Origin of the sequence: Desulfurivibrio nitratireducens (assembly GCF_044068515.1) — a bacterium.
Classification (GTDB): domain Bacteria; phylum Desulfobacterota; class Desulfobulbia; order Desulfobulbales; family Desulfurivibrionaceae; genus Desulfurivibrio.
This window is the reverse complement of record NZ_JBIPKI010000064.1, coordinates 1-9,960: the sequence shown is the minus strand read 5'-3', so window position 1 is coordinate 9,960 and position 9,960 is coordinate 1. Positions and strand designations below refer to the sequence as shown.

Here is a 9,960-nt window from a genome sequence, read left to right as displayed (position 1 = left end):
GTCGTGTGGGCATCAGGTTTCCAGTTATTCGTTATCCTGGCCGGTTGAGCGCGGCATCCCGTTAGGGGGCCATTCTTCTCCGGTCAGGGCTGATTGCCAGGGCTTATTTAGCGACATCCCAATTATCCTCCAGTTCCAAGCAAAGGGGGCAATCGCGACAAACAGGACAGCAACGAATGCGGCCCCCCGGCGGGGCCGGCGGCGGAGCACGCCCGGCGGCATGGCCGCAGTTCTCGCCAATTCAGCCGCGCTTAAAGCTTTGGCCGGGTTGGTCCCGCCGGCGGCGCTTTGCTTGGCGGGTTGGAGGCAGGGACCGCGCCCCCCAGATAAAGTTGCCCCCGGCTCCGATAAAAATCCAGCAGGCGCTTGGCGATGAGCGGCAGCAGGCCCAGCAGGGCGAAGGCCAGCAGCAGGCGCGGCGAAAAAATCCCGGCCGGGGAAGTCAGGCGGCCGAGTTCATTGCCGGCGTTGACGAAAACCAGGGTGCCCGGCAGCATCCCCAGTTGGGAAATCCAGTAGTAGGTGCCCAGGCGGATGGAGGTCAGCCCCATAACCAGATTGATGGCGAAAAAGGGCACGGCTGGAATCAGGCGGAGGGAAAAGAGATAGAACGCGCCCTCCCGCTCCATGCCCCGATCGACGGTGGCCAGCACCAGGGGAAAACGGGCCCTGACCGGATCGCGCAACAGGTAGCGACTTAAAGCGCAGGCCAGGGTGGCGGCGATGGTGCTGGCAAATGAGACTACCACCGTCCCGGCCAGCACCCCGAAAACCGCTCCGGCCAACAGGCCCAGCAGGGCCCCGCCGGGCAGGCTCAGCCCTACCAGCACCAGGTAAATCAGGAAAAAGCCGACCAGGGCAAGCAGCGGCCGTTGCTGGTAAAAATCCTGGGCCTCGCCTTGGTAACCCTTGATGGCCTCGAAGTTCAGATAGCTGTGGAGATCCAGCAGAAAAAAAACGCCGGCCAGCAGCAGTAAAGCCAGCACCAGGGCGATTTTTTGTCGCGAAAAATTAACCAATTTCAGCATCCGGGAGAAAGCTGGGCAGAGCCAGGTCAAGAATGCCAGGGTAAAGGGAACCGGTACAGGGGCTTCGCTCCCCGACCGGCAAGCGGCAATTTAGCCGCTGACGGGGCTTAACCCTATGTTCCAGGCCGCCCCGGCAATCTTGCTCCCTGTTTCTCCGGGCCTTGCATCAGCTATAAGATTTAGTTTAGGATTTGGGCACGGTTTCATAGGGCCACTCGCGCAGGCCTTTTTCAAGAATATAGATCCTTTTCCCGTCGATGCCCTGGGCGGTGTAATAATCCACGGTGCGGCGGGCGCCGCCCCCGCCGCCGGGACAGACGATGATGATGTCGTCGCTGCCGGCGCTCAGGGCCTCCAGCCCCTTGTCAAGCCGGGCCCGTTCCTCGGGGGTCTGGGTCGGATAGGCGTTGGTTTCGATGGAACCGGGAATATGGCCCTTGGCGAACTTGTCCGCCGGGCAGATGTCCAGCAGAACCAGGGAATCCCCGGCCTCCAGGCGCTTGTTCAGTTCAGCGGCGCTGATGTACTGATAGCCCCCGCTGAAAAAGGAAAAAAAGGCCAGGGCGCTGCCGGCCCACAACACCATCATCAGAGTCAAACCCGCGATCAAATACCTGTTCATTGCTGCCTGCTCCCTGTTCATTGATGCGCGGCGGCCCTGCCCACCGGCATTTGGCCGGGGGCGGCCCACCTGCTTGAAAATTGGGGAACGGCCCGGTTAAGATCCGGCGCCGCTCCCGGCCCCATGGTTGTTGTCCGGCCGCCAGCCGGCTGGTTCCGAGCGACCCGCTCGCCCCCTCTCCGGTCCAAGGCCTACCCAACCGGGTTGGCGCGACTCCGTGCCAACCGCAACAAAAACTAACCGCCGCGCTGGTCAAGGTCAAATAGATAGTATGGATATTCTATAATGATTAGAATAGACAAATCCGATACAAGCCGCCGGGTCGGGCGGCAATTTTCCCGCACCGTCGATGGCCGCAGCTCGAGCCGGAAAAACCGGGCCCCGGCAAGCGGCAGGCTTGACAGTTGCGGGACCGGGGGCTAGTTTGAGTCCGATTGACTACCGCGACAAAAGGGGAAACCTGCCAGCAATGTCGGAACACGCGCCCACCATCGACCCCGCCGCCCCCGCTCGGAGCAGTTCGGGGATCGCCCTGCACTGGCTGCTGCGCCTGCGCTGGTGGGTGATCGCCTGCCAGATCCTGCTGGTGGCGGCGATCATCCTGCTTTTCCAGGTGGCTGTGCCCCTGGCGGTGCTGGGCCTGATCATCGCCTTTGCCATCGGCAGCAATCTCTATTTTCACTACCTGGTCCGGGTCAAGGGCGGGGTCGGGGAGCGGGCGGTCATCGTGGTGATGTTCTTCGATGTCCTGCTCTTCACCGCCCTGCTCTACGCCACCGGCGGCCCGATGAACCCCTTCACCTTTCTTTACCTGGTCCATATCTCCCTGGGGGCCATCCTCCTGCGACCCCTGTGGGCGACGATCCTGGCCGGCTTCGCCATCCTGGCCTATGCCGCCCTCTTTCTGCTGCCCCTCTATACCCCGTCCCGGGACCTCGGCCTGGTCTCCCTCAACACCATCTTCGCCCCCTGCCACGTGGAATCCGAACAGGTTTTCCTCTTCGGGCGCGAGGTTTCGCCCCATCTTCAAGGGATGTGGGTAGCCTTCGCGGTCACCGCCTTTTTCATCGTTTTCTTCGTCGGCCAGGTTTACAAGGCCCTGGAGCGCCATGCCCGCACCCTGGCCAACCTGCGCGAGGAGCAGCGCAAAACGGAAAAACTCGCCTCCCTGGCTACCCTGGCCGCCGGCGCCGCCCACGAACTGGCGACCCCGCTGGCCACCATCGCCGTGGCGGCCGGGGAAATGCGCCATCAGTTGCGGAGCGACCCCCTTTTGGCCGCCCCCGCCGGCGCCGTCCAGCCCGCCGCCGAGTTGCTGGAAGACCTGGAGCTGATCCGGGAACAGGTTGAGCGCTGCCGGGAGATCCTCTACCAGATGGGGGCCGACGCCGGCGAACATCTGGGCGAGGAGGCCGGCGAATTCACCGTCGAGGAGGCAGTAACCCAGGCCCTGCGCAGTTTCCAGGCGGCAGAGCGCCGGCGGATCATGGTGGACAACCAGGTGGCGGACCTGAAAATCAAAATGCCCCTGCGCACCCTCGGCCGGGTGCTTCGCGGCCTGCTGAAAAACGCCTTGGAGGCCTCGCCGGCCGGCGCTCCGGTGGAGTTGCGCTGTGGGCGCGATGAGCAGTTTCTGATTTTCACCGTGCGGGACCAGGGGGCCGGCATGGACCCGGCCACCCGCCAGCGGGCCGGTGAACCCTTCTTTACCACCAAGGAGGTCGGCCAGGGAATGGGCCTGGGGCTGTTTCTGGCCAAAACGGCGGCCGAGCACTTCGGCGGCGGCCTCAGCCTGGATTCGGCGCCGGGCCGGGGCAGCACCATCCGCCTTCGTTTTGCCCTGGGGAGGATAAGCAACGCACATGGAAGATAAGCAACGGAAAATTCTGCTGGTCGACGACGAAGAGGCCTTCCGCCAAAGGCTGGCCAAGGCCTTTGTCCGGCGGGGCTTCACGGTTTTTGAAGCCGGAGGCTGCGACACCGCCCTGGCCATCATCCATGGGGAAAAACCGGCCATGGCGGTGATCGATCTCAAGATGCCGGACAAATCCGGGCTGGAACTGGTGGCCGCAGCCGCCCGGCTGCCCGATGCGCCGGCCATGGTGGTCCTCACCGGCTACGGCAGCATCGCCACCGCCACCGAGGCGATCCGCCTCGGCGCTCTTTCCTATCTGCCCAAGCCGGCCAACGTGAATGATATTCTCCAAGCCTTCAGCCGCCAACCCGGCCTCGATCTGGCTCCATCGGAGGAGGAATTCACCGCCCCTTCCCTGGCCCGGGCCGAATGGGAACACATCAACCGGGTTCTCAACGACTGCGGCGGCAACATCTCCAAGGCCGCCCAGCGCCTGGGCCTCTACCGCCGCACCCTGCAAAGAAAACTCCAGAAAAACCCGCCCAAAAACTGATTATCGGCCCTGGCAAGGGGATCCACGAGTAAACCTGCAGAATGACAAAGGCAAGGCCAAGGCATACCAGGTCAGACAGATTCTGCGGGCTATCGAGAGGTTGCAAGATGAAAACAATTAAAGAAGATCACTACACCTACCGGGTGACCTGGTCCGAAGAGGACCGGGAATACGTCGGACTCTGCGCCGAGTTTCCCAGCCTGAGTTGGCTGGCTTCATCCCCCGAAAAGGCGCTCCGGGGAATCCGCGGCGTGGTGGCGGAGGTGGTTGCCGACCTGGAAAAAACCGGTGAGACCGTGCCCGAACCTTTAGCCGGCCGGCGGTTCAGCGGCAAATTCATGGTCCGGGTTCCCCCCGAAGTCCATCGCCAACTTGCTATCCAGGCAGCCGAAGCCAAGGTAAGCCTCAACCGGCTGGCCACGATCAAGCTGACCCATTAACCGCTCCGCTCAGAGGCCATTGAGCAGTTTGACCACCGGGAGCTGATCCCAGAACTCGATGATGTTGAAACAGGCCAGGTCCTGTTCGATCCGGAAGATATTGGCCAGCGGCACCCCCAGCAAATGGCAGAGGATCACCCGGTTGATCCCGCCGTGGGCCACCAGGGCCAGGTTCTGCCCCCGGTGCCGGTCGAGGATCGCCGTCAGGGCGGCTTCGGCCCGGCGAGCCACCCCCAGGGTTGTTTCGCCGCCGGGCGGGGCAAAATTAACCGGATCGGCAGCCCAGGCCGCGAAGGCCTCGGGCCAAGCCTTTCTGATATCGCTGAAACTCAGCCCTTCCCACTCGCCGAAATCACGTTCGCGCAGATCCCGCGCCACCACCGGCTCCAGCCCGTGGGGGGCGGCGATATATTCGGCGCTGTTAAGGGCCCGGATCAGGGGCGAACAGTAAACCGCGTCGAGGCCGGTTCCCCCTGCCAGGTCCGATTCGGCATGCACCGCCCGCAAGTAGCTGTGCCGGCGGGCGCTGAGCAAATCGGCCAGGTAGTCCCGCAGGCGGCCGGCGGTCCGCCGCACCTGCTCGTGGCCGCGGGCCGACATCGCCACATCCAGGCTCCCCTTGTAGCGGGGAATCTCCGCCCCTTCCGTTTCACCATGCCTCACCAGGCAGAGAGTCGTAACCATAGCAGCACCAAAAAGAGAAAGAGGATTTCGGCCAGTTCATTGAGGGCGCCCAGGTTGTCCCCGGTCAGGCCGCCGAAGCGGCGCCGGCAAAGGGCCGTTGCCGCCCGGCCGCCCAGGTAGATCAGCAGCGGCAACAGGGGATAGAACAGGAAGTAATAACGGGGCAGGTAGCCGGGCAGCAGCAGGCAAAGGGCCAGCAGCGGCAAAGCCAGGCTGATGCAGGCCCAGATCACTTCCCGCCGCCCCACCGCCCCGAGAAAGAGGCGGCCCAGGCCGTCGGGCCGGGCCGGCAGCGCCCGGGGCATGGCGACCACCATCGCCCATTTGCCCACGGCCGGCAGCAGCAGCAGGCTGGAATAATAAATGGCGTAAGAGGCGTGGGAAAGGCTCTGGAGGGCGAAGAACTTGAACCCCAGGGCAAAAATTATCGCCAGCAGGCCCATGGCCCCGATGGCCGAATCCTTCATCGCCGCCAGGCGACGCTCCCGGTCCCGCTGGGGATCGCCGCCGGCCTTGACCGCCAGGGCATCGAAGGTGTCGGCCAGGCCGTCGAGGTGAAAACCGCCGCTGACCAGAACCAGGGCCAGCAGCACCAGCCACAGGGCCAGGTCGGGATGAAAAAGCTGGCCGGCCAGCACCTCGACGGCCACCAGCAGCAGCCCCTGCAGCAGCCCCACGGCGACAAAGCCCGCCGCGCTGCGGGTAACCTCCGCCTCGGTCATCATCCGCCGGCCGCCGGGCCAGGGCAGAATGGTCAGAAAGCGGCCGGCCGCCAGGATATCCTTCAACAAGCAACTCACCTCTTTTTAAGGTTCAAGGGCGGGGCGGGTTCAAGGCTCAACTTGCACCTTGAACCTTTGGGCCACCATGGCCAGGGCCGCGCCGCCCAGGCCCAAACCGGCCATCAGCAGGGCCAGCTCCCCCACCCCCAGGCGACTGTCCAGGATCACCCCGGCGAACAACGGGGCGAGGGCGGTGGCTATAATGATCGCCGCATGGACCAGGGAACGAATCGCCCCCAGGTGGAGCACCCCGTAACGGTCGGCCCAGATGGTGCCCCCGGCGGTGGTGGCCAGGCCGATGCTGATTCCCAGCAGGCCCAGATAGCAGAACGGCACCCAGGAACCGGCGAAGGCGGCCAGCAGGACCTGGCCGGCGGCCATGGGCAGCAGGGCCAGGGGCAGGGCCCGGGCGGCGCTGAGCCGATCCACCAGGGGACCGGCGATTACCAGGGTGGCGAAATGGCCCAGGGCGAAGACCACAAAGGCCCCGGCCAGCAATTCCAACGCCCAGCCCCGCTCCTCGGCGATGGCCGCCTGATGAAAAAGCACGGCGGTGGCGACGAAGGGGGTGGCCAGCACGGCCGGCAGCAGGAAATAAAACCCCCGATCCCGCAGCACCTCGGTTCGGGTGAACTGCCGGACCTTGCCTCCCGGCCCTTGGGCGGCGGTCGCCACCGGCGGCGCTTCCCGGCTCAAAAAGCGCAACAGGGGCAGTATCAGCAGGAGCAGAACCAGGGCGGCCGCCAGCCAGGGCCAGCGCCAGTCGCCGCGGGCGATCAGGAAGATCGCCGCCGGCGGCAGCAGGGCCTCGGCCAGGGGAATGCCCCCGGCGGCCAGGGCTACCGCCTTGCCGCGGGCGGCGGCAAAGTAACGGGCGGCGGTGGTCATGCCCAGGTGGGCGATAAAGCCCTGGCCGCCGAAGCGGATCAGGACAAAACCCAGGCCCAGCACGGCCGGACCGGGGGCCAGGCCGATCACCAGACAGCCGGCGGCCAGCACCAATACGGCCAGCTTCACCGCCCGGCCGAGTTCCCAGCGGTCGGCCAGGGAGCCGAAGCGGAACAGCAGCCAGGCGGCCAGCACCGTGGCCCCGCTGTAAAGGGCCCCGTAAGCGGTATGGGAGAGGCCGAAGGCGGCCCGCAGTTCGCCCCCGAAAGCGGAAATGAAAAAGGTCTGGCCGAAACCGGAGGTCGCCACCGCCGCCAGGGGGAAAAGAGCCAGGCGGGGATGGACGGTAAAAAGTTCGGCAAAACCGCGCATAAAAAGCCTGAGCACCCGTTCCTCACCCTGCCCCGGCCGGGGCCATCTCAAGTTCGTCCCTAAACACCGCCAGCATCAAGTTAACAGGTTCATTCCGATCCTTGCCGCTCCCGGCCCCCCAATTCCGAGGCGATGATGGCGGCGGCGGCGCTGAGTTCGTCGGCCGAGAGGTGGTTGGTGACCGAAAAACGGAGGCGGGCGCTGCCGGCCGGCACCGTGGGCGGCCGGACCGCGGTGGCGTAGATGCCCCTTTGCCGCAGGCGGTCGGCGGCCTGCAGGGCCGCCTTGCTGCCGCCCACGGTCAGGGGGATGATTTGCGAGGGCCCCAGGTCGGCTTCTATCCCCCCCAGCTTGAGACTGTTTTTGAAAACTTCCACCCGTTGCCACAACTCCTGGCGCAACTCCGGCTCCGTCGCCAGCAGGGCGACGGCGGCCAGGGCGGCGGCGGTGGTGGCCGGCGGCAGGGCGGTGGCAAAGATGAAGCTGCGGGCCCGGTTGATCAGAAAGGCGATCATCTCCCGCCGGGCGGCGACATAGGCCCCGTAACCGCCCAGGGCCTTGCCCAGGGTGCCCATGACCAGGTCGACCCGGTCGGCCAGGTTGGCCGCCGCCAGCAGGCCGGCCCCGTTGGCCCCGAAAAGTCCGGTGGCGTGGGCCTCGTCCACCAGCAGGCGGCAGTCGTAGCGCTCCTTCAGGGCCACCACCTCGGCCAGGGGGCAGAAATCCCCATCCATGCTGTAGAGGGACTCGACCACGATCAGGGCCTCGTTCTTGCCCCGATGGCGCTTGAGAAGGTCTTCCAACTGGTTGCAGTCGTTATGGGCAAAGCGGTGCAGGGCGGCCCCGGCAAGGCGGCAGCCGTCGTAAATGCTGGCGTGATTGAGGCGGTCGGAAAAAACCACGTCATGGCGGCCCACCAAGGCCGGGATGATCCCGATGTTGGCCAGATAGCCGCTGCCGAAGAGCAGGGCCGCCTCCTGGTCCTTGAGGGCGGCCAGGGCCGCTTCCAGCCGGCGATGCAGCTCGAAATTGCCGCTCATCAGGCGGGCCGAACCGGCCCCGGTGCCGAAACGGCTCAGGGCTTCGGCCGCTTCCACCAGCAACAAAGGATGGCGGGTCAAGCCCAGGTAATCGTTGGAAGAAAAGTCGAGCAGGTCTTCCTCGCCGGCAAAGCGCACCCGGCCCCCGTCGGGATGTTCCAGAACCGGCAGCCGGCGCAAATTGCCCGCTTTTTCCTGCCGGGCCAAAAAATCCGTGATATCCATCAATTACCTCTTTTAGTGTTCAAAATTCAAGCTGCCGGGATAGTCTGGTTCAGGCCGGTCAGGGTTTGACAGCCGGCCCTGGCCACCGGACCGGGTTGGGCCTGACCGCTAACTCGGCCCGGCAGCCGCAGGCGCCTGGGCCACCCTGCTCCCGGCCCAGACTAAATCCATAAAGACGCCATCTCGGCGGCGAACTTGCGGTCGGCCTCGACGCTGCGGCCTTTCTGGGTCAGGTAGCCGCCGATCATCATGCCGTCGGCCCCGGCCAGGAAGGCGGCGGCCAGGAAGTCCTGGAGGGCGACCTCGCGGCCCCCGGCCAGGCGGATGCAGATCCCCGGCAACAGCAGGCGATAAAGGGCGATGGAGCGGATGATTTCCCGTACCTCCAGGGGAGGAGTCTCGGCCAGGGGAGTGCCGGGCAGAGGAATCAGGATGTTGAGCGGCACCGAATCCACGGCCAGTTCGCGCAGGTCCAGGGCCATATCGATCCGGTCATCTTCCGTTTCCCCCAGGCCGAAAATTCCGCCGGAACAGACCTCCAGGCCGGCCTGCTGGGCGGCCCGGATGGTGGCGACCCGGTCGGAATAGCTGTGGGTGGTAGTCATCCGGGGGAAAAAGCGTTCCGAAGTTTCGAGGTTGTGGTGATAGCGGCTCATGCCCGCCGCCTTGAGCCGCTCCAGGGTGGCCCGGTCGAGAATCCCGAAGGAGCCGCAGACCCTGATCCCCACCCGCCGGCGGATCGCGGTGATGGCCGCCGCAACCGGCTCCACCTCCGCCTCCGGCAGGCCCCGGCCGCTGGTGACCAGGGAAAAGCGGGTAGCTCCGGCCTCCCGGGCGGCCCGGGCGGCAGCCACGATTTCCTCGCTGTCCTTGAGGGGATAGATCGGCGCTGCGGTCCGATAATGCCCCGACTGCACGCAGTAACGGCAATCCTCGCTGCACTTGCCCGACTTGGCGTTGATAATGCTGCAAAACGAAAAAGCCTGCCCCCGTTGGGCCAGCTTCACCGCCGCCGCCCGGGCCACCAGTTCCGCCGTGGCCAGCCGGCGCAGTTCGCCAATTTCCTCAGGACCGAGCATAATAGTCCTCCATCTTCAGTTTCAGGATTCAAGGTCCAACTTGCAAGATTAACAGATTCAAGGGGCAAGAGACAAGGGGGAGGAGGTAAAGCGGCAGCACCGGTGCAGCCTCCGCACGGCGTGACAAAATCCCAACCAACCAGTTCTTCACAGCTAAACGGGCCGTAGTGGGCCAGGTTGCAGCAAGCAGGCCGGCGAAGCATAGTGTGCTATGTGAGCCGGGCTGATCGCCGCAAACTGGCGCGCTACGGCCCGTTTAGCGGAGGCCGAAGATGCCGCCCTTCTTTTTGACAAAGGCCGGGGCTCGGCCTTCCCGGCGGCCGGGGCGGGGGGGGCGCACCTTTTTGGGTCGATCTTCGCCCCCTTGAGGTACAAGCCGCTCTCCACCAGGT

10 protein-coding genes and 1 pseudogene are annotated in these 9,960 nt (G+C 65.2%); 4 read left to right on the top strand and 7 right to left on the bottom strand.

The window, feature by feature from the left end:
- Nucleotides 1-251: 251 nt before the first annotated feature.
- Together ACHHTY_RS11330 and ACHHTY_RS11325 are read right to left on the bottom strand one after the other, a co-directional pair.
- On the bottom strand, nt 252-1,028 hold the full coding sequence (locus tag ACHHTY_RS11330) for a TVP38/TMEM64 family protein (RefSeq protein WP_395494272.1): 777 nt from the start codon (nt 1,026-1,028) through the stop codon (nt 252-254).
- Nucleotides 1,029-1,212: 184 nt separating this feature from the next.
- The gene (locus ACHHTY_RS11325) at nt 1,213-1,650 is read right to left on the bottom strand and encodes a rhodanese-like domain-containing protein (protein WP_395494271.1); all 438 of its coding nucleotides are present in this window, start codon (nt 1,648-1,650) and stop codon (nt 1,213-1,215) included.
- Between the two features lie 469 nt (nt 1,651-2,119).
- Between ACHHTY_RS11325 and ACHHTY_RS11320 the strand changes: the two genes are divergently transcribed.
- The 4 genes and pseudogenes from ACHHTY_RS11320 (at nt 2,120) to ACHHTY_RS11305 (ending at nt 4,498) form a co-directional block, all read left to right on the top strand.
- Nucleotides 2,120-3,523, top strand: a complete 1,404-nt coding sequence (locus ACHHTY_RS11320; RefSeq protein ID WP_395494269.1) for an ATP-binding protein — start codon at nt 2,120-2,122, stop codon at nt 3,521-3,523.
- Nucleotides 3,513-4,058: a response regulator transcription factor gene (locus ACHHTY_RS11315; RefSeq protein ID WP_395494268.1), complete on the top strand. Its 546-nt coding sequence runs from the start codon at nt 3,513-3,515 to the stop codon at nt 4,056-4,058. Before ACHHTY_RS11320 ends, ACHHTY_RS11315 begins: the two co-directional genes overlap by 11 nt.
- A gap of 7 nt (nt 4,059-4,065) precedes the next feature.
- Nucleotides 4,066-4,179 (top strand): annotated as a pseudogene (locus tag ACHHTY_RS11310) (toxin HicA); the annotation flags it as partial.
- Entirely contained in the window at nt 4,166-4,498 is a 333-nt protein-coding gene (locus tag ACHHTY_RS11305) for a type II toxin-antitoxin system HicB family antitoxin (RefSeq protein ID WP_395494267.1), read from the top strand. The pseudogene ACHHTY_RS11310 and the gene ACHHTY_RS11305, both read left to right, overlap by 14 nt.
- Nucleotides 4,499-4,507: 9 nt before the next feature.
- On the opposite strand, the gene ACHHTY_RS11300 is transcribed toward ACHHTY_RS11305, so the two are convergent.
- The 5 genes from ACHHTY_RS11300 to bioB form a co-directional block, all read right to left on the bottom strand.
- Nucleotides 4,508-5,182, bottom strand: coding sequence for a histidine phosphatase family protein (locus ACHHTY_RS11300; protein WP_395494266.1), 675 nt, complete (start codon nt 5,180-5,182; stop codon nt 4,508-4,510).
- Nucleotides 5,158-5,982 carry an adenosylcobinamide-GDP ribazoletransferase gene (gene cobS, locus ACHHTY_RS11295; RefSeq protein ID WP_395494265.1) on the bottom strand — a complete coding sequence of 275 codons (825 nt, stop codon included), beginning with the start codon at nt 5,980-5,982 and terminating at the stop codon, nt 5,158-5,160. Before cobS ends, ACHHTY_RS11300 begins: the two co-directional genes overlap by 25 nt.
- Before the next feature lie 30 nt (nt 5,983-6,012).
- Nucleotides 6,013-7,239 carry an MFS transporter gene (locus tag ACHHTY_RS11290; RefSeq protein ID WP_395494264.1) on the bottom strand — a complete coding sequence of 409 codons (1,227 nt, stop codon included), beginning with the start codon at nt 7,237-7,239 and terminating at the stop codon, nt 6,013-6,015.
- Nucleotides 7,240-7,313: 74 nt separating this feature from the next.
- The gene (bioF, locus tag ACHHTY_RS11285; RefSeq protein ID WP_395494263.1) at nt 7,314-8,489 is read right to left on the bottom strand and encodes an 8-amino-7-oxononanoate synthase; all 1,176 of its coding nucleotides are present in this window, start codon (nt 8,487-8,489) and stop codon (nt 7,314-7,316) included.
- A 161-nt stretch (nt 8,490-8,650) separates the two neighbouring features.
- Nucleotides 8,651-9,568, bottom strand: a complete 918-nt coding sequence (gene bioB / locus ACHHTY_RS11280) for a biotin synthase BioB (protein ID WP_395494262.1) — start codon at nt 9,566-9,568, stop codon at nt 8,651-8,653.
- Between the last annotated feature and the right edge of the window lie 392 nt (nt 9,569-9,960).

Excerpts from the sequence above, each read along its gene's own strand:
- ACHHTY_RS11325 (WP_395494271.1), bottom strand. The coding sequence starts at position 1,650 with ATGAACAGGTATTTGATCGCGGGTTTGACTCTGATGATGGTGTTGTGG.
- bioF (WP_395494263.1), bottom strand. The coding sequence starts at position 8,489 with ATGGATATCACGGATTTTTTGGCCCGGCAGGAAAAAGCGGGCAATTTG.
- ACHHTY_RS11305 (WP_395494267.1), top strand. The coding sequence starts at position 4,166 with ATGAAAACAATTAAAGAAGATCACTACACCTACCGGGTGACCTGGTCC.
- ACHHTY_RS11315 (WP_395494268.1), top strand. The coding sequence starts at position 3,513 with ATGGAAGATAAGCAACGGAAAATTCTGCTGGTCGACGACGAAGAGGCC.
- ACHHTY_RS11330 (WP_395494272.1), bottom strand. The coding sequence starts at position 1,028 with ATGCTGAAATTGGTTAATTTTTCGCGACAAAAAATCGCCCTGGTGCTG.
- bioB (WP_395494262.1), bottom strand. The coding sequence starts at position 9,568 with ATGCTCGGTCCTGAGGAAATTGGCGAACTGCGCCGGCTGGCCACGGCG.
- ACHHTY_RS11320 (WP_395494269.1), top strand. The coding sequence starts at position 2,120 with ATGTCGGAACACGCGCCCACCATCGACCCCGCCGCCCCCGCTCGGAGC.
- ACHHTY_RS11300 (WP_395494266.1), bottom strand. The coding sequence starts at position 5,182 with ATGGTTACGACTCTCTGCCTGGTGAGGCATGGTGAAACGGAAGGGGCG.